The sequence below is a fragment of the Paraburkholderia sp. BL10I2N1 genome, assembly GCF_004361815.1.
Classification (GTDB): domain Bacteria; phylum Pseudomonadota; class Gammaproteobacteria; order Burkholderiales; family Burkholderiaceae; genus Paraburkholderia.
This window is the reverse complement of record NZ_SNWA01000003.1, coordinates 317,154-335,731: the sequence shown is the minus strand read 5'-3', so window position 1 is coordinate 335,731 and position 18,578 is coordinate 317,154. Positions and strand designations below refer to the sequence as shown.

Here is an 18,578-nt window from a genome sequence, read left to right as displayed (position 1 = left end):
GAGGCGGGTTGCCTCATTCGCCAACATACGGAGCCGCGCGGCGGCCCGCTCATTAACCGCACGCGCTAGCCGGAGCCCCCTACCGCGCGAGCGGTTTCGTTCTTCGGCCATGAACGGTCGGTCGCAGGTCGCGGCCATTTTCGGCCATTCGACATTGCGTCCCGGATTGCCGACAATATGCCTATGCTGGCGACGTCAGGCACTCAATTTGCTGTCCCTTAAGCGCGTGAGGGGATTGACATGAACCACAAGCGTCCGTCGATCAAGAAGGAAACGAGAGCGGCGGTTATAAAAGATTGTGATGCGATCATCAGGATATCGGCTGTCCTTGCGGTGCTCGGAACAGTCCTGTACTGGGGTTTACTCGAAACACTGTTTCCGATTGCTGCAAACGGACCAGATCGGATGGAGCTTGGTGCGTTCCTAATGGCGTTCGGACTTTTAGGTATTGTCGCTGCTGGTGCTGTTCGGAGCATCGCAGAAGATGGCTAAGCTTTTTGGTTCTACGAGTCCGGTAGCGATTTTTCGCTAATCGTTCAAATATTGCGCAACCAATGCCAAGGAGACCAGTGCCGCGAACAAATGTTATAGCCGATCGTCGACAGGCAGAAGGCGGCCATCACCGGTCGGTCGTCCGCGCGAACGGCCGGACGCTCAAGCGACCGTTCCACTTCGGAAGCTGCCGTTGATGACGTGAATGGGCGAACGTCAGAGAAGGGTCGCGCAGAGACGTTCGAGACGCCCAGCGTGGCGCGCTTAGCGTACGAAAAGTCCGTTTAGGTGATGAACCGCTGCCCCGCGATCGAAATCCCCCGCCTGGGGTTGCCGCCGATCCAGGTTGCGGGCGGGTGAGCTTAGGCTCAGAATGATCCGCCGAGGGTGCCCGTCGCCGGGCGACCCGGCAACCGTCAGGGAGGTAAGTCATGCGTGTTATGGTGAAGTTCTCGTTTTCCGCTGATGCCGGCAACTCCGCCATCCGCGCCGGCAAATTAGAAAAAGTCTTCCAACAGCTAACCGAGGATCTGAAGCCCGAAGCCGCTTATTTCCACGCCGAGAATGGCGACCGGGGCGGCTTCTTCATCGTGAACATGGCGGAATCATCGCAGATTGCCGATACCGCCGAGCGGCTCTTCTTTGGTTTGAACGCCAAGATCGAACTCGTGCCGGTCATGAATGCCGATGACCTGCGCAAAGGTCTGTCGGGCGTGCAGGAAACGATCCGCCGCTACGGCTGAGTCCCCCTGGACGATGACCTCGCCCTTGCCGGCCGCCGCGTCGTAGTCGCGCTCGAGCCATAAGCGGGCATAGCACCGGAACGGAGCCAGCTTCTGATGGTCGCCGCGCAAGATCGCGTCGGCCTCGACGATCTCGGGCACGACGTCGGGGTCGTAGTTGAGGTTCATGGCGAAGACGCAGCGCGAGCGGTTGTCGGCAGTGCCGAACCGCTCGCGCACGGCCTCCTTGGCGCGTTCTAGGCGCTTCTCGAGCTGGCCGAGGATCTGCCGGCCGCGCTCCACCATCCCCCGCACCACGGCGATGCCGTCATAGCCCGATGCCGTCATAGCCGCGCCGATCGGCAAAGGCGGCCGTTTCGTAATCGGGGTACCGTCAAGATTCGGACGTTTACGTACGTCAACGGCGAAACTGTCAGATTTGGTCCTGAGACTTTGCAGCGAGGGTGTCAATTTACATTGGAAATACCCTTAATCTGACGCGTTCCCCGCCGGGCTCTGACGTCCGGCTGAAGTACGCTTCAACTGGACGACACGCAGGCTTACGAGGCAGCAGCCGGCCATATCCGGACGTTGGCCCACGCTTTCACACGGACGTTCGAACGTCGGCATCGCCCAGGCAACGGACCTTCGTGCGCGGATCATCTCAGTCGGGTCGTCGGCCAAGCGCGACAGGTACATGACAGCAACGTTCCTGGGCGCTCCGGTTGAACAGTCGGCTAGACAAACGCAAGCTTGTCACTCTCTGTCGAAACAAATCGCTACCGAAACGTCCACGTCGTCAGCAATAAGAGTTTCATTCCACTTCTCATTCTTCTTCCCATTTTCCTTCACGGCGTCTTCAAGTGAAATCAATTCGCTAGGGAAGTCTTCGTTCTCGTCGATGAACGAACGAACTTGTTCCGCTACTTCCCGCTTGTCGGGTCTGAACAGCACGAACGCGCGGGTCCAGCGACCGGTCCGCTTGTATTCCGATAAAAAAAACGAACTACTGCAGTGCTTGCCATCCAATATCCTATACCCAAGGCAGTGTAGCGTGTATGCAAGGGAGTCGACCTTTTTATCCCAGATCCTGTCTCCTCGCTCAAGATTACTGATCGACAAAACGCTCACCAATACCTTCTTTCGACTCTCGAGCAGACTAGTCTCGACACCGCTTGTGGGCTCCGGTTGATATTCAGTTTGGCGCACATACAACGGTGTACCAACAACTATCTTCTCTATATAGGGGCGTCTCACCTCGCTAAATCCTCCTTCCACTTCTGAGGTTGTAGCAAAGACAGCTATCCCCTCTACACTCGGCAAATTTGCATGCGATCGTATTGCGTCAGACAGCAAAGAGATCCAAACGTAGGAAAGCGAGGAGGAAACAGATGGGTCAGTGACTTTCTTACTGGACTTTTTAAAAGCCTTTACGAAAGCCCCGACAGGATCTGCGCTCGTTGAGAATGACACAGGGTCCTTTATTTGCTCTCCCAATGTAAACGACGCCGAGCCTGCTAATAGTAATGCAACCTTTGGGTGGTCAACTGCTAACCAAAATTCCTTGTCTTGGACAGTGCGTACAGCACGACCTTTGAAGGAGATAAAGACAGGCGAGCTTTCTGCTGGTATCTCGTCAAAGTTTGGTATCGAGTATTTCTTCCTTAGAGTAGCTTCCAATCGACCCATTTTAGCGATGTTTTTACGTGTGTTTGTAGTGCCCGATAGGCCACCTGACACAAAGGGAATTTTAAAATCAATCTTGGCGGTTATATTCGTGAAGAAGCTCGACTCCTGGTCAAGCAATTGATCGAGTTTGGCCGTCGAGAGGTACAAATATACGTTCGGCATCTAGAGTTCTCCCGAAGGCGTCACAGCGGTACAGGCTTGCGCGTCTGCATATCTAGAATAGTTCTAGATCCGCCATTCTGTTGTTTTTTTTAGAATCTACGTCGACCAATACTTGCCCGCGTTGGTTCAAACAGAGCAGTCTGCCTGCCGGGCATTGGCCATTGTTTCGATCGGACACAGCGCAACCGTCCGGCTACGGAGAACACTCGCTTCCTCGCACGTCGATACGGATGACCGCTCTTTGCAGCAAACTACCACTGTCCGGTTCACGTCCCTGCGGCTGGAATGGGTCGAGGCTGCCAGCGGTCGTGGCACAGGAATGGTCGGCTATAACGTGCAGACTGCTGTAGATCTCAAGAACCACATGATCGTTGCGCATGAGGTCGTCAATGTCGGCCACGATCGTTCCCAGTTAGCCGCGATGGCCAAACTGGCGCGAGATGCGATTGGTGAAAATCAGCTAACTGCATTTGCTGATCGTGGATACTTCAAGAGTGAGGAAATTCTGCGATGCGAGCAGGACGGAATCAAGACGCTGGTCCCGAAGCCGCTTACCTCAAACAGCAAGGCTGAGGGTCGCTTTGATAAACGGGACTTCGTCTACATCGAGTCCGACGACGAGTATCGTTGCCCAGCTGGAGAGCGAGCCATCCGGCGCTTCACGACCGTTGAGGCCGGCCTGACGATTCATAAGTACTGGCCGTCAGCGTGTCCGAAATGCCAACTGAAACCGCAGTGCACGCCGAGTCCATACCGAAGAGTCACGCGGTGGGAGCACGAGAAGGTGCTTGAAAAAATGCAGCGCCGACTCGATCAGACGCCAGACGCCGCGAGACTGAGACGCCAGACCGTCGAGCATCCGTTCTTCGGAACGCTCAAGTTCTGGATGGGCTCTGTGCACTTTCTGACAAAGACGCTGCCACGTGTTCGAACCGAGATGAGCCTTCACGTACTAGCCTACAACCTCAAGCGAGCGATGAATATCCTGGGTACGAAGGCATTGATCGAGGCGATGAGGGCGTAAGAACGCCCGGTGCCGCGCCACCAATTAAAAAGCTGCGAAGTTGTTTCCTTCGATCGCGCTTTACCCCAGCTTCTCGCCGCTACACGCGGAACGTTTCCACACAGCCTCGGTCGCGTAGAGACACTCGAAACTTCTGATCGGGCGCCGTAAACCGTACTAAGAGTGGCGCCGTTGCGAAAATAATTGTGTCAACTCCCGAGCAGTGGTGTCTGCAGACCCGGCGAACCTTGCCGGGCAACGGTTTGGAAGACGCGAAGTAAAAGTGTCACCGCCGATGGCCGGTCGGAGTGGCGACTCGCGAGGTTCGGCCACTGGGGCGGCTGAGTGCAGCGACAACGCAGCATCGCTGCCCTCAGGCGACGTGCTTCCGCCCTCGGATTCCAGCTCCAGCCAAACGCGCAGACTCCATGAAAACCAACCTTTTCCGCTGGGTTTCTTGAGAGCAATCCAAACCCGTGCCGGGCCCGGCGTTCGCGGAGAAACTACGCGGCGCAGTTATCAAGTCTGCCGCCGTTATATCCATTTCACCGGGTTACGTCCCGATGAGCGTTTTGTTTCTCACGAGCATCTATGGATGGTCGTTTGAGGCGCTAGACCGGAGGCGCGAATCCCTCTGCCATCGCATAACGGTTGAGGAGATAGACCTTGTGTTTATCGCGCGAATAGGCTGCCGAGTTGCGAATAAGACCTACGGGCGCGGCTGGCGAGAAGCGACCTCGTACCAGCCATTTGGCAGCGCGACGAGTACTCCCCGCTGAGCTGCATCCTGAAGAATTTTCTTGGCTGCGCGACGCTTAATCTCTAGCTTGTCCGCCACGTGCTGCGGAGAGACTCGCCCCTGCGCGTCGCTCCAGCTTGCAAATAGGCTATCGACGGGCTTGCTTTCAATCATGTCCCCCGACGCTTTTGCCCGCCAACCTGCCTTTGGACGAGTTCGAAGGTACGCCTTGCCGTTTTCCTGCACTGCGGGTGGCAATTCACTCCCTGCTGGTTTCAACGATTTCGCCTGCGCCTCGCGCTCCGCCGCGCGCGCTTGTTCTAGCTTCGCCCGTGCTAGGTCCCGCGCGCCTTTCAAAAAGACGTCTCGGCGCTCCCGCTCGGACATCTTGCTGAGCCAGATACCGCGCACAGCACCATACTTGAGGAACATTGACTTCAGCGCCTGGGTCTCCGACTGCTTCGATTCGACCGAGTGCTGAAGCGCCGTAACTTCCCGCTCGAGCTCCTCCGCGCTTTCGTCCGCTTGCATGCCGGCTGTTACAGCGGCACATTGCTCAGCCAACTGCGCGTTCGCCCGTTCAAGCTCCTCAGTGCTCAAATTGCCTGCTTCGCTGGCTTGGGAGTCGGTCCGCAACGAGCTGTCGAGAAGGTCCAGCGGCACCGCCGGCTCTTGCCTGTCGCAAGCAACCCCGGCTGATTCCTCGGGAAGCTCCGTCCTCAGCAGTTCGGTCTGCTCTAATGCACTCAGGGTTCGATAGTAGCGGCCGTCCACCATCGCATAACGGTTGAGGAGATAGGCCATAAGCTCGGCCTCCGGCTCTAGCGCCCGTAATAACTCCCTCTGCTCAGAAATCTGGCGGCGCCAGGTTGCGAAGAGTGCGGCGTTTGCCTGATGTGTCGCCAATTCGGCCGTGAGGCGCCGGTAGGTCGCCAGCCCGTCGGAATGACGCTGATGCACCGTCGATTCCATAGCCCGCATCAGCGCGGTCGTTGCCGCTGTCTCTTGCGTACCGTGAACAGCTGCTTCACTCAATGGCTTGGGTGCCTCCGGCTCCGTTCGCGCATTCTTTAACAAGCGGGTCATCCAATTCACAGCCTATCCCTCGCGACGTTGAGCGAGACAATTTAGCACAGTCGACGCCGCTGAAAAGCCAGCCGCAGCACGGGGAAGTGGCTTCCACCATCGCCGGTGACCATGTCACACGCTCTCGCGCGAAATCGCCTCGCGGGCTTCGCCCCGATTACCGTGAGCTTCTCGCAGGCGACTGCCGTTGTTGCGCTATGACGAGCAACGTCCCGTTACGGTCGTCGGTTGCCCAAATCAAGCCTTTGTCGTCGACCTTGATGTCGGATGGTGCACCTTTGCGACCGGCGCCAGATGCGCCGCCTTGCCAACCGTAGAGCGCATTAAAGATGTCAACGTTGCGACAATAAAAACGTCAATTCGCTGAACCGCAGCGCCCGGATCGCCGTCAAGCCTTACTGGGTATTGGTTTGCCGGACGCGAATTAAAGATGTCACTTCGGACGAAGAGCGCGGGGACACGTCACTCCCCTCGTTTCGAGATGCTCTGACCTATGCTGCGAAAGGCAGCAACCGGCCAATACCTGCCCGTCGACTGCTTCAAATTGACGCCGCAAAGCGGACCTTCGAGAACAACTGAAAACGAGTCGTCTTCCGACACACCCATCAATGTCGGCAGAGCCTGCACTCGCATGCTGTCAGGATGAGCGGGATTCACGACTAAGAGGACAGACGCCCTGTCAAGCCATCGCGACGGACGCTGCGGCACACCGCGGTTGTTATGCTGGCGCGGATGAAAGGCATAGTCCTCTCCTCTGACCCAGCGCGCCGTGACGCCGGGGCACGTTTGATGAATCATGAGGTGGCGTGACGGTCGCCGTCATTTGGGCGAATCCAAATCCAGAACGCTCGCGAATGCTGTTTGGCGCTGCCACCGGTTTCTACCGGCGGTATGCGCGCGAGGGGCAGCGTTGTGGCCGAGCCATTCCCAAGATTCCGTTGCCCGCCTGTTGGTGTGCGCGAGAACGTGCAGAGCTCGCTGGCGATCTTCCAGCGTCCAGCAACCTTCACCAGTTGCAATACCTTCCAGCCCGCCGCAGATCCTCGCTTTCCGGAACCCTGTTCCGTCACGAAGTCGAGCGAGACCTGCGCCAACGCGCCGTGTTGTTCGATGCGAACGTTATAGAACCTTTGTCGAAACCGCTGGCCACTGGCGAAGACAGATTGCCGAAAGCCTTCGTATTGGCGCAGGTCGGGTGGATTGTTCGATGTCGCCGATTCTTCAACATCCGCGAAGGGGATTTTCTCGTCCAGCAGCAGAGCGCGGAAGCCAGCCTCATCGTGTTCCGTAACGAAACGCGTATAGCTTGCCAGTAGTGTCTCGATCGCCTGATAGTCGGTGGTACTGGCTTGTGGTATCGAAGCAGACGCCCTGGCTTGGCTTACGCCTATCAGGCTTACCATCAATAAGACGAAGCAGGCGTGGATTCGCTTCATGTGCCCTTGGCGCTCATTGCTGGAAAGGAGGGCTAATCAGCGTTATCGCGCGGGCCTGCATGCCGACGGCGGTGATCAGGAGCGGTGTTTCCGGGTTGGCGCCCGTGGCGATCACCGTGGCCCCTTCCGTCTGGAATCGCTTCGCGATCGCCGCCCCATCCCGGTTGTGCCTCCCGAGATGAGCGCAATCTTGCCTTCCAATCTGTTCATTCGTGACCTCTCGTATGCCTGACTACTAGTACAACATCCCGCAAATACGTTTAATAATTATCGGGCTGCAAATAAGGCTGCAGGAGCGTGACGACCACGTCGGCCATTTCGTCGAGCGAACCCGTGCCCGGCAGCGGTTCCCAACGCCCACTATGGCTGCGAAAGGCGGCGCCATATCGATTGCGGCCGAGCTCGGTGAGGCGCGCCACGACGGTTGGCTCCTCATCGTCCAGACGTTTGATCAGCAAGTGGCGCCCGTAGGCTTGCGTGACAATCTGCTCATGGCCGAGCAGGCTGCGCAGTTGACGCTGCAGTTCAGCAGCGTGGTGTTTGGCGGGTACAGCTGGCATCTGCGTTCCTCGATTACGATGCACCGCTTTGCAGCGGATAGCCCCGGAAACTCCATTTGAAGGGGCGTGCGGCCTGATTGTGCTCGCCGACGAACTGCCCGGTGCGCTCGCGCAGGTGCGCGGTGCTGGTGTGGCTGGCATGGCGCAGCACCCGGCGCGTATAACGGGCAAACCAGAGTTCGATCTGATTGACCCAGCTTGCGTGCAACGGCGTGAAGTGGAAATGAAACCGCTTGCCATGCCGCACATTGAACGCCTGCCAGACGGCCTGGGCGCGATGCGTGTTCAGATTGTCCCAAACCACGTGCACCTGTTTGTCCGGGTACGCGGCTGCCACGCGTTCCATGAAGGCTACCAGATCGTCCTGGGTGCGCCGCTCGCGGCACTCTGCCAGCACCTTTCCGGTATGCACATCGAGCGCAGCAATCAACGCCTGGGTGCCGTGACGGATATATTCGAATTCACGGCGCCGCAGCCGTCCTGGCGCGGGTGCCCGTCCTGGGTGCTTGCGCTCAATGGCCTGAATGCCGGTCTTCTCGTCGATGCTGAGCACTACCGCGTTTCGCGGCGCCTTGCGGTACAGCTTGCAAATCACGTTGACCTTCTCGCGAAAGGCCGGGTCTGGACTGTGCAGCCATTGCCGGACCCGGTGCGGGCGTACGTCGCCGGCCTGCAGAATGCGCTGCACATGACTGCGGCTGATCTGCTCGACGACGCCACGCTCCACGGCACGCGCCGCAATCTCGTCGAGGGTCGGCGTGACCCGTCCCTCAGGGTCCTGCGCTTCACACGCCAGCGCAATCAACTGCAGTCGCGCTTCGTGCGTGATGCGTGGCGGACGGCCACTGCGCTCGCCCTCGCGAATACCCTGGACACCTTGCCGGGCAATGCGCTTGCGCCACAGGCAAACCGTTTGCACCGAGACACCCAGTTCCCGCGCAATCACCGTATTGGAGTGACCCTCGTGGGCCCACAACGCGATACGCGCCCGCATCACATCTCGCTGCGCAGCCGTCTTCCGCTCAATCAGCGATAGCAGTTCCTGTCGTTCTTTATTCGCCAGCTTCACTGGCGTTGCATGGCGGCCTCGACTCATTCAGACATGATATCCGAGGCAGTTAATTATTCAACCTATTTACGGGATGTTGTACTAGGTGGTTGAAGAACGTGATCCACGAGACTCGTCCTCACCATAGGAGAACGGGGGTCCGCTTCAACCAGATGTTAGTCGCCAGTTGCTCCACAACGAACCGAGCGACATCGGTGCGTGCAATCTTCCCGCCGTTGAGCCCGGCGAGGTCAACGATGGCCCTGACGCTTCCGCGAGCTGGGTCGTTGGTGAGCATCGCGGGCCGGACTATGACCCAATCGAGTGAGCTGGCGCGGATCGCGGCTTCCTGACGCCCCTTGTCTTTGTAGGCATGGCGAAGCAGCAAGGGCTGGAATAGCCGGTCGAATACGAAGCCGCCGCGGCCACGGCTGTCTCCTACCCCCAGCGCGGAGATGCAGATTAGACGGCGCACGCCGCTGCGGGCCATCGCCGGGAGGAGCGCGCGTGTCGCTTCGGTCAGAACGCTGACTTCGCTGAAAGGGCTAACGCCCGTGCCCAGCGAGCTGACGACGGCATCGCAGCCTTTCAAGGCGCGCATCAGGGCGCCTTCGTCGCAGGCATCCCCCTCAATGAGGTCTGCGCCTGGGAAGTCGGGCGCGCGCGCCTTCGAGCGAACCAACGCGACTACGGAATGACCCTTCTCCAAGGCGTCGTGGACGATCAGCCGTCCGGTTCCGCCCGTTGCACCCAAAACAAGAACCTTCATAGTCGATCTCGATAGTTGTTGGTATGAACGCCGCATTTCATAAGGAAATGGGCTCTTTTGGTTGCTCTGCCAGAATCACGATGGGGTAAGAATTTCCGGAGTAGATTTCCAAAGTCGTATCCCATCGCTGATCCGCTGACCTATTCTGTAGCGGCCTTCAGGGCCGCCGCGAAGACATCGCGGGCAGACGTCGCGCCCGGGACGTGCTCCGTACCCTCGACGCCGAGGTCCATCCAGCCTGAGTTGACGGCGTCATACATCGCTTCGGCCGGTCCCGTCTGGCCCTTCGGAACGCCGAGCTGCTCGAACGCTGCCGGCCACCCGCCCCGCGGTACAGCAAAAGCGTTGACGTCGACCTTCAGGACTTCACCCAATTGCGTCGCTACTTCATCCGCACTGACCATCGAGCCGAGCTCGATGGCGCGATGCCCCGACCATGCCGGCCCGGTCAGAATCGCTGCGACTTCGGCGCCGATGTCGTTGGTCGCGACCATGGTCGATTTCCGATCGGTCGGGTTGTAGTAGACGGGGAGCGTGCCATCTTGGGCAACATGCAAGCCGTAGAGGAAGTTTTCGAAAAATCCGCCGGCGCGCACATAAGCGATCGGCAATGTCAGGTCGCGAAATCCTTGCTCCAGAAGCGACAGCGCCGTGATCATCCCCAGCCCGCTGGTTCTGTTCGCCCCCATCGACGAAAGCGCAACCACTCGCGGCGGCGATGCCCTGGTGAGCGCCTCGACATAGTTTGCAATCACGCCCCTGGCTTCTTTGAAATCGGGCGAGGGCGCCCAGACAGCCGGCAACATGACGAACGCGCCTTCGACGCCTTTGAGCGCGTGCTCGATGGCTGCCGAATCATTCCAATCGCCGTCTACCAGTTCCACACCCAGGTTCTCCCAGTGAGCCGCCTTCTCGCGATTGCGGACCAGCGCGCGTACTTTCTTGCCGTGCGCCAACAGATGTTCTGCCGTTGCGCCGCCCACTTTTCCCGTGATTCCCGTTACTAAAAACATATGCTTTCTCCGGATATTGAGGGACAGAGGACTGCCCCGGTTGGCTTAACGAATGAGCGGCAGAATGGCTCGGACACGGGAGTTGCGCGCGTAGAGGCCACCCCATGTCAACGCGCCCAGAACCAGCGAAATGATTTCTGGCGGCGATCCCAACTCACCAATGCGGACATGGGCGCAGATGGCACCTCCCAAATAGCCCGTCACCAGGATCGCGCCGAGGACGGCGGTAGCCGGGATGGCGTAAAGGATGGCGCAGGCAAGGACGATCGGACCCATGACACGGGTAACGTCCATCGCGAACCCGGTTTCCTGCAACATGCTCGCGATCTCCGCTGGCACAAAAAGCTGAATCATCCCGTCTGCCACCAGAGCGATAACGACAAACGCGCTTATTACCCGGCCGGCCCATAGGGCGCGATGCAAGGTCATAATTTCAATCACTTGTTGTTCTCCGATGTGGTCTCAATTTCGAAGCTTATTGTGTTTCTCGGTTATGATAAAGGCCGATAAAATGAACTAACTGTTATCTCTGTGGTGAACAATACCGAGGCGCGAAAATGCAGAATCTCGAACCCCTCCTCATATTCGTAACGGTCGCGGAAATGGGGAGCTTCACCCGCGCGGCCGACAGCTTGGGCATCCAAAAGGGGAGGGTCTCAACGGCTGTCCGGAAGCTGGAAGAAGATGTCGGTGTCAGACTCCTGCACCGGACGACGCGAAGCGTGCAGTTGACAGAGGACGGACGTGCGTTTCATGCGCGCGCCCGCGATCTGCTTGCTGAAGTCGATGACCTGCACTCGATGTTCGCAGGCGAGCACGTGGCACTTCGCGGGCGCCTAAGGGTGGATCTTCCGTCCGAAGTGGCGCGCACCACGATCGTGCCAGCCTTGCCGGAGTTCATGGCGACTCACCCCGAGTTGGAGCTGGAGATGTCGAGTACGGATCGGCAAGTCGATCTGGTTCAAGAGGGATTCGACTGTGTATTGCGGCTTGGACCGATACGGGACGAGACGCTGATTGCCCGCCCACTGGGCCTGCTGCGCATGGTTAACGCTGCCAGTCCCGCCTATCTGGCGCGCCATGGCGTCCCTCGATCACTAGAGGATCTCCAGCGTCAGGAACATCGGGCAATTCATTTTTCGACGATGCTCGGCTCAAGACCTTATGGATGGGAATATCCGAACGGCGACAGCTACGCGACGCTTCAGTTGCCGGGTACGCTACACGTCAACAACGCGCAGATCTACGAAGCCGCTGCACTCGCCGGCCTCGGCCTGATTCAGGCGCCACTCCTGGGGATTGGCCGGTACTTAGAAAGTGGGGCGCTTGTGGAGGTTATTCCCGACTCTCGTCGCCGGGCGCTCGCCGTGTCCCTCGTCGTAGCACATCGGAGCAATCTGTCGCGCCGAGTCGGCGCATTCATGAAATGGATCGAAGTTGTGCTGACGCCGTATCTGGAATGAGTGGTGGTGAATAAACGTTGATCGAGAGTGCCCTAAAATTGACTGCTCCGAAGCTGCCACTCGTCGGAGGCTGCAATGGGTCGATGACGGACCTTCGCTCGAGGACTGCGGCGAGCCGCAACATTTCCCGTAACTGCCCCCGATGGAATTCGCTCCGCTTCGACTCCGGTGCCTTCCGCTACCACGGCTTTCCCGCATCTGGCGATGCGAAGTGACACGTTTAATGCGGGCGAAGACGAATTGACGTTTTTATTTCGCTTGGACTGGAAATAATACTGTCAATTCAAACGAGCTAACCCTTCCGCGTCCGCGAATCTGTGTTGACAGATTTAATGCGCTCTACGCAACTCGGCCGCTGTTCCTCGCGGCTGATCCGACGCTGCTCGCGAAGTGGGCGATGCTACAGGCGGACCTGTCTGCCCAGCAGACACGGTCAGCCATCGCGCGCGCAAGTGGACGCGCGAGCTGAAACCGACGACTAGCGGCGCAACGCTACGAAACTGTCACCCCATGATTTGCCGGGCAGCCCTGAAGCGTCGCGCAAGGGATTGGCTAATGCGTGACCGTCCAGCCGTCCTTGGTCAACGTGACGATATTGTAGTTGTTGAACTGATCGTTGGTCGTTGAGAGGAGTTCGGGGAAAAATGGTCGCAACACCGCCTCGTCATCCCAGCCCGGACGATCGACCACTTTTCCGGTGTACCTGACCTCGATAGATGTACCGATCTCGACCTTGTCAGGCGCGATAGCAGAGGTGATTTCGACCACCTTCGACTTTCCGCCACACAGGCGGGAATTCTCGGCTGGGCTCATCGTTCTGTACGCCTTCCTGCCTTCGTCCGTCAGCGAATAGCGGGAACCCGACACAGTTTGGACTCCATCCTTTACGCGCGCTGGCTGTTTCGCAAGAAGTCCAACCTTCACGAGTGCGTCCGCCTGTTTCTGCGGATAGTTGTGGTAGTCAGGGAGATTCGAACGGGACGGCCCCGCTAACAACGCACGCGGCGTCAAATTTATCCAGGTACGTCTGCACCGCGATCGCGAAGTTTTCCTTCGTTGGGTCAGACTTGCTACTACAGCCGGCGATCACGACACCCATTAGGAGGGCCGCGCATGTCCGAGTGGTTTTCGACAACATTTTTCGGTTCCGGCGAGGTTTTCGTTTTGAACTTGCGCGTCGTGCGTTGTGTGCCTGTCAAATCCGCGGGCACGACGCTCTGATTTTACTTCTTTGCTTCTTGGGGAACCCAGCTCGCCGCAAGCCTGACCGCCGCGAGCGCAGCCGCATCAAGCTCATTGCCATTGCTGATCTGGACCGTTGCCGCTGCGTCTATCGGCCCATAGGCTGTGACGCTGTCAGTATCGCGACCGAACGAAATCTGCGTTGCAATGAGAAGCTTCAGCAGATCGTCCCGGTTGTTGATCGGATCGAACGCGTCCAGATTTTCCGGAAGCTCGCCTTCAGGATCGGAAAGGGTCACGATCGCTGCTAGGCGGTTTAATTCATTTGCGTCGATTTTGCACCATTCTTGTTTAAGGGAATTGGCAGTCAGTCTGCCGCCTAGAACGTTCGTGTCAATCGTTCGACAATTTTTGTACTCACGCTTCGTATGACAACGTCACAACGAGACGAGCTGCCGCCCCCCCCCCCCCGCAACATGCCTTCGATTTCGATCGTTGAGAGCGAAAAATCAGCGCCCGCGACGGAGAGCGTGACCTCGATTCCGTCTGATACAGTCATCAACTGGTAGCCCAGTGAACCCGCTATCTCACTGAATTGCCAGACATGCGATCCGAGCGACGGCAGCAGGTCTCGCAAATCGCCGAGGGACAGTGGTGCGTTTTCGACCAGTCTGAGAAGAGGCGAGCGCGCGGCATTGTCGGTGCCGGTCTCCTGCAGCGATATCCTGATCGAAGTGTCGACCACGGCCGCAGTGCGAAGGTGCCTTCGCGCATACGCCTCGATCGGGCCAAACGTAATGCCTGTCCGCTTTCGGTAGTCCACCTGCTCCAATTCCTGTCAGGACATCAAGGAGAGCGATAAGATCGGCCGGCGCTCAGTCCGCCTTCGGCAGCATCTGACGGAGTTCCCGCGCAGTGTTGGCAAACGCCTTTACGCCACGCTCCAGCGATTTGTGGCCGAGCCTCGCGATTCCGATCGATCTGACGTCGAAGCCGATCTCGCCCGCCGCCCGCACAGCAGCATCGAGCGTCCTGAACTGCCGGACTTTCGACCTGTCGACCTCACGCGCACCGCGCATCTGGACGAACATCTGGCGCCCTTCGCGACCGACGACCTTCAGAGTGAGCACCCAATACACGTCGTTGATGTTGGTGACGAAAAAGTCGTCCACCATCCCGGCACGAAAAAACGACTTCGCCTGCACCGGCGTCCATGTCTCGAACTCCTGTTCGAACAGATCACCCGATTTGCTCATGACACCCCTCACGGATTGACTGGCCAGTATCGTGACGTTTTTCAGATTCGTCAAATCGGTTTTCGATAACGTAAATCGGGCTTGGCCAACCGGCTTCGCGGGACGTCGCATCGTGAGGGCGGGGTTCCGGATGCCGCTCGCTTGGCGCGCAACCAAGCCGTACCTGTCCACGCTGTGCCGGATGCTCGGCGTGACGGCGCCGCGGTTCACCGCGCCGCGCGGGCAGGTGGCGAGTGTGACGGCCGAGCAGTCGCTGGCCACCATCCGGCAGATCCTGGCGTCACGCAGCGCCCAGCGGTCGCCGAAGTCCGTGGCGGTGCCGCGGGCGAAAAGTTCATCGTCGCCGGCGCCGTGACTATCATGTAGATGTGGTCCGTGTTCACGGCACGCGACCACAAACGGGGCAGAGGCGGGGCTGGCGGCAGGGCTGGCCGCCCGTCTGTGCCCCGCCAGAACCGGGTCCGCGGCACGCGGGCCGTTTTTTTGCGGCCTCCCAATCCTGATAAGTCGTAGTAGCAGCGTTACGTTTACTCGGTCGGTAAGGTTGGGGGCGCCTCGTCCAATGCAGGCCGTCGCCCGTTCGGCCTCATCAGAGATGGCAAACCAAGGTTCTATCACCTGAAGTTACGCTGCTACGGAACTGCGGCACATCATCGCGAGTATCACCACGGTTGCTGCCCGGGCGACACCGTGAGGTCCAACACCTCGCCCGATGTGTTCGTTCGCCATTCTCGAGAAACTTGCGCAGCGACCCGCCTGGGAAGAGTGCCGGCGGCACGCGAACCCGGCCGACCGGATGCGCCCGGTCTCAGCCGCCGTTCACCGCATCCTTGAATGCCTTGCCCGCAGTGAATTTGCCGTCTTCGCGGCGGGGATCTGGATCTCGGCGCCGGTCGCCGGGTTCCGGCCGACCCGCGCGGCGCGCGCGCCCGTCGAAAACGAACCAAATCCGATCAGCTGCACCGTCTTTCCCTTCGTCAGCTCACCGGTGATGCCACGATCACCGCGTCAATCGCCTCGCCCGTCGCGGCCTTGCTGTCGCCGGTCTTCGCGGCGACCGCATCCACCAGTTCCTGCTTGTTCATGGTTTGGTCCCTGTTCTGGTTGTGAAGATGTCGTCACCCTACCCGATCGGCGCGCCTTCGCGCAATCGGCACGCCGCTACCGCGCTTCGCGATACCTGCCGCCAATGTCGGCTCCGGTCTTCTGTAGACCCGATGTCCAGCGATTGGCGTCGCCAAAGAACTTTGCAGGCCTCGACGCTCATAGAAATGGACCCCCTTGTGCTCACCTGAGCGGACCCATCGGGTGCGCAGCGCTTCGTGAAGGAGCTTGAGCGTCGTGGGTAGACCGAGGTTTCCGGACAGGTGGGTGGGTTGGACTGGTTCCGGTGGCTTGCTTGACCGACGTAGCGCCGCCACGAAGGCGCAGGGTTATCCAACGACGGCATCAAGGCCTATCTGGAGAAGGGCCAGAAGCAGGACCGTGAGTTCGAGCGCGACGAGATGGATGAACGGGTGATTCTGGCGGGTGATCTGGCGTTGACCAACGACATCATCCAGTCGATGGACACGCAGGCGGAGCGCTACATCAACGTCACGCTGTCGTTCAAGGAGGACGAGGTCTCGCGCGAGGTGCTCACGGAGATCGTGCGTGAGTTTGAGGCGTTCGCGTTTGCTGCCTACCGGCCGGACGAATACAACTTCTATGCTGAGGCGCATGTCCCACGGCTCAAGAGCTACGCTGACCGCCGCAGTGGCGAGCTTGTCGAGCGCAAGGTCCATCTTCACGTGGTGATCCCCGAGGTGAACCTGTTCACGGGACGGCGGCTGGAGCCGTTTGGCAAGGTCGACCGGCATCACCGGTTCCTCGAAGCGTTTCAGGAGCACATCAACGCCAAATATGGGCTGGCGAGCCCGAAAGACAACCGGCGCGTGCAGTTCACCGATGCGTCGGAAATGATCAGCCGGTACAAGGGTGACGTGTTTGAGCCGATGAACCGCGAGCTGAAGGCCGCGATCCTCGAGGCACTGATTTCACGCGACGTCATCCGTTACGAGGATTTCAAGGCGCTGATTGCCGAATTCGGCGAGACCCGCACACGCAACGCTGGCCGCGACAGCGAATATGAAAACGTCAAGCCAGCAGGCGCGGCGAAGGGTGTGAACCTGAAGGAATTCGTGTTCTCGCGAGAATTCATCGAACTCGATGCCGACGGCAAGCGTGAGGCACTCGGTCGCAACGTCCATGCAGAGTACATCGAGACGGGTATCCCGCGCGCGACACCCCGGCATTATCTCGATGCGCTTTTCGAGTGGAACGATATGCGCGCGAGAGAGATCAAGTATCTCAATAGCGGTAGCAGCTTCTACAAGACATATCAGGCCGCGTCGCCGACTGAGCAGCGACGCATTCTCGACCACCGCGAACAGCGGTTCCATGACGCAGCAGGAGGACTTGATGAGCGAACACGACGAAGCAGTGGTGGACCAGGAGATTGGCGAGAGTGGCAACGACAGCGGTGGCTCGAGCCGCCGCTCGCGCAACACGAACGCCGGGGCCGGTGGCGACCCGGAGCGGATCACGACCTTGACACTCGCTTCAATCGATCCAGCCCGTCGTCCCGATCCCCACACCGTGTGCGAGGTGTGCCCGGCCGCGGTGTGGATGGCGACGCCGCGCGACGTCAAATGCTTCTGCCGGCTGATGCACTACTGGAGCTGGGAAACCACCAAGCCGACCGAATTGACCAGCTGCGATGGACTGGCGATCGCGAGCGAGCGGGAAGAGAACAGCTAGTGCAGTGTTCCGTTCTGTTTGGAACTTAAGCGCGAGTTGGCTCGAATGACCTTCTGCAGGATGTCGCGCGCGGTCTTGGTCCAGATGAATGGCTTGGGGTCGGTGTTGTGATGGGCGACGTATTCGCCGATGGCGGTCACGAGTTCGGGCACGCTGGTGAACACGCCGCGGCGCAACCGGTTCTCGGAGATGTCTCGGAAGAACCGCTCGACCATGTTCAGCCACGACGCCGAGGTCGGTGTGAAGTGCATGTTGAACCTCGGGTGCCTGGCCAGCCACTCCTGTACCGCCGGGTGCTTGTGCGTGGCGTAGTTGTCGGCAATCAGGTGCAGCGTCTTGCCCTTGGGCGTTTGGCGATCAATCTGGCGCAAGAACTTCAGCCACTCGGCATGAGTGTGTCGCTGCTGGCATTGGCCGATCACTTGCCCATCGAGCACGTTGAGCGCTGCAAACAGCGTGGTCGTGCCGTGGCGTTTGTAGTCGTGCGTCATCGTCTGCGCACGCCCCTTCTTCAGAGGTAAGCCAGGCTGCGTCCTGTCCAGCGCCTGTACCTGGCTCTTCTCGTCGCAGCACAGCACCAGGGCGTGCTCGGGCGGAGACATGTACAGGCCCACGATGTCTTCGAGCTTCTCAACGAATTTTGGGTCGCGCGATACCTTGAAGCCTCGAACGATGTGCGGTTTCAGCCCATTGGCTTGCCAATGCCGCATCACGGTGCTGGCGCTGACGCCCAGCTCGGCAGCCATCTTGCGCGTGCTCCAGTGCGTGGCTGCCATGGGCTTGCTTTGCGTGGTCAGTTCAACCAGCTTCTGAACGTCTACCTTCAATGGCGGGGCGCCGCGCGGCAAGTCGCGTTCGATGCCTTCAAGGCCAGACTCAACATAGCGCTCGCGCCAGCGCGAAACCTGCACGCGACCAATGCCCAGTTGCTCAGCGATGTCCTTGTTCTGCAGGCCCTGTGCGGCCAGTAGAACAATTCGTGCGCGCTGCGACAGACGCACGCTCGTCCGCTTGGAACGAACGAGCTTGGTCAACTCGGCTTCCTGCTCCTCGCTCAACACAACAACCGGCGCAACTCGCAATTGTTTTCTCCAATCCAAACCGAAGTAGAGCATTGGAGCGACACAATTCATTTAAGTTCCACCAAGAATCGAACGAT

The 18,578-nt window shown here is 59.1% G+C and carries 19 protein-coding genes and 1 pseudogene; 5 read left to right on the top strand and 15 right to left on the bottom strand.

The genetic code is table 11. From position 1 onward, the window contains the following. The first annotated feature begins 240 nt into the window (after positions 1 to 240). A complete protein-coding gene (locus B0G77_RS39490; RefSeq protein WP_133667293.1) occupies positions 241 to 492 on the top strand; it encodes a hypothetical protein in 252 nt (83 codons plus the stop codon). A 605-nt stretch (positions 493 to 1,097) separates the two neighbouring features. Here B0G77_RS39490 and B0G77_RS43690 read toward each other — a convergent pair. Both B0G77_RS43690 and B0G77_RS39480 read right to left on the bottom strand, forming a co-directional pair. Then, positions 1,098 to 1,562: a hypothetical protein gene (locus B0G77_RS43690; RefSeq protein WP_166656382.1), complete on the bottom strand. Its 465-nt coding sequence runs from the start codon at positions 1,560 to 1,562 to the stop codon at positions 1,098 to 1,100. A gap of 408 nt (positions 1,563 to 1,970) precedes the next feature. Then, a complete protein-coding gene (locus B0G77_RS39480; protein WP_133667292.1) occupies positions 1,971 to 3,065 on the bottom strand; it encodes a hypothetical protein in 1,095 nt (364 codons plus the stop codon). A gap of 112 nt (positions 3,066 to 3,177) precedes the next feature. On the opposite strand from B0G77_RS39480, the gene B0G77_RS39475 reads away from it, so the two are divergent. Further along, positions 3,178 to 4,089, top strand: coding sequence for a transposase (locus B0G77_RS39475; protein ID WP_347814215.1), 912 nt, complete (start codon positions 3,178 to 3,180; stop codon positions 4,087 to 4,089). A gap of 688 nt (positions 4,090 to 4,777) precedes the next feature. Here the strand turns inward: B0G77_RS39475 and B0G77_RS39470 are convergent. From B0G77_RS39470 to B0G77_RS39440, 7 genes are all read right to left on the bottom strand, one after another. Then, complete coding sequence (locus tag B0G77_RS39470; RefSeq protein ID WP_133667291.1) at positions 4,778 to 5,893, bottom strand: hypothetical protein; 1,116 nt, start codon at positions 5,891 to 5,893, stop codon at positions 4,778 to 4,780. 794 nt (positions 5,894 to 6,687) lie between these two features. After that, positions 6,688 to 7,329, bottom strand: coding sequence for a hypothetical protein (locus B0G77_RS39465; protein WP_133667290.1), 642 nt, complete (start codon positions 7,327 to 7,329; stop codon positions 6,688 to 6,690). Positions 7,330 to 7,589: 260 nt separating this feature from the next. Beyond that, positions 7,590 to 7,889, bottom strand: a complete 300-nt coding sequence (locus B0G77_RS39460) for a hypothetical protein (protein WP_133664562.1) — start codon at positions 7,887 to 7,889, stop codon at positions 7,590 to 7,592. A gap of 13 nt (positions 7,890 to 7,902) precedes the next feature. Beyond that, the gene (locus B0G77_RS39455) at positions 7,903 to 8,985 is read right to left on the bottom strand and encodes an IS630 family transposase (protein WP_133667289.1); all 1,083 of its coding nucleotides are present in this window, start codon (positions 8,983 to 8,985) and stop codon (positions 7,903 to 7,905) included. 91 nt (positions 8,986 to 9,076) lie between these two features. Then, positions 9,077 to 9,706 carry an SDR family oxidoreductase gene (locus B0G77_RS39450; RefSeq protein WP_133667288.1) on the bottom strand — a complete coding sequence of 210 codons (630 nt, stop codon included), beginning with the start codon at positions 9,704 to 9,706 and terminating at the stop codon, positions 9,077 to 9,079. A gap of 140 nt (positions 9,707 to 9,846) precedes the next feature. After that, positions 9,847 to 10,719: an NmrA family NAD(P)-binding protein gene (locus tag B0G77_RS39445; RefSeq protein WP_133667287.1), complete on the bottom strand. Its 873-nt coding sequence runs from the start codon at positions 10,717 to 10,719 to the stop codon at positions 9,847 to 9,849. A 45-nt stretch (positions 10,720 to 10,764) separates the two neighbouring features. Next, a complete protein-coding gene (locus B0G77_RS39440; RefSeq protein WP_243751473.1) occupies positions 10,765 to 11,160 on the bottom strand; it encodes a DoxX family protein in 396 nt (131 codons plus the stop codon). Between the two features lie 116 nt (positions 11,161 to 11,276). Here B0G77_RS39440 and B0G77_RS39435 point away from each other — a divergent pair, with 116 nt between their 5' ends. Next, the gene (locus tag B0G77_RS39435) at positions 11,277 to 12,182 is read left to right on the top strand and encodes a LysR family transcriptional regulator (RefSeq protein WP_133667286.1); all 906 of its coding nucleotides are present in this window, start codon (positions 11,277 to 11,279) and stop codon (positions 12,180 to 12,182) included. Between the two features lie 552 nt (positions 12,183 to 12,734). Here the strand turns inward: B0G77_RS39435 and B0G77_RS39430 are convergent. The 4 genes from B0G77_RS39430 to B0G77_RS39415 all read right to left on the bottom strand — a co-directional run bounded on the left by B0G77_RS39430 (position 12,735) and on the right by B0G77_RS39415 (position 14,620). Beyond that, positions 12,735 to 13,049, bottom strand: a complete 315-nt coding sequence (locus B0G77_RS39430) for a hypothetical protein (protein ID WP_133667285.1) — start codon at positions 13,047 to 13,049, stop codon at positions 12,735 to 12,737. A gap of 356 nt (positions 13,050 to 13,405) precedes the next feature. After that, a complete protein-coding gene (locus B0G77_RS39425) occupies positions 13,406 to 13,663 on the bottom strand; it encodes a hypothetical protein (RefSeq protein WP_133667284.1) in 258 nt (85 codons plus the stop codon). A gap of 80 nt (positions 13,664 to 13,743) precedes the next feature. Then, positions 13,744 to 14,187 (bottom strand): hypothetical protein, encoded by a 444-nt coding sequence (locus tag B0G77_RS39420; protein WP_133667283.1) that lies wholly within the window; start codon positions 14,185 to 14,187, stop codon positions 13,744 to 13,746. A gap of 52 nt (positions 14,188 to 14,239) precedes the next feature. Continuing rightward, entirely contained in the window at positions 14,240 to 14,620 is a 381-nt protein-coding gene (locus B0G77_RS39415; RefSeq protein WP_133667282.1) for a hypothetical protein, read from the bottom strand. Positions 14,621 to 14,750: 130 nt separating this feature from the next. Between B0G77_RS39415 and B0G77_RS39410 the strand changes: the two genes are divergently transcribed. After that, a complete protein-coding gene (locus tag B0G77_RS39410) occupies positions 14,751 to 14,975 on the top strand; it encodes a hypothetical protein (RefSeq protein ID WP_208116589.1) in 225 nt (74 codons plus the stop codon). 453 nt (positions 14,976 to 15,428) lie between these two features. Here B0G77_RS39410 and B0G77_RS39405 read toward each other — a convergent pair. Further along, positions 15,429 to 15,705, bottom strand: a pseudogene (locus tag B0G77_RS39405) (HU family DNA-binding protein). A 420-nt stretch (positions 15,706 to 16,125) separates the two neighbouring features. On the opposite strand from B0G77_RS39405, the gene B0G77_RS39400 reads away from it, so the two are divergent. Beyond that, positions 16,126 to 17,448: a relaxase/mobilization nuclease domain-containing protein gene (locus B0G77_RS39400; RefSeq protein ID WP_243751472.1), complete on the top strand. Its 1,323-nt coding sequence runs from the start codon at positions 16,126 to 16,128 to the stop codon at positions 17,446 to 17,448. Here the strand turns inward: B0G77_RS39400 and B0G77_RS39395 are convergent. Continuing rightward, entirely contained in the window at positions 17,416 to 18,501 is a 1,086-nt protein-coding gene (locus B0G77_RS39395) for an IS630 family transposase (RefSeq protein WP_133666955.1), read from the bottom strand. The two genes, B0G77_RS39400 and B0G77_RS39395, sit on opposite strands and share 33 nt — an antisense overlap. Positions 18,502 to 18,578: the final 77 nt, after the last annotated feature.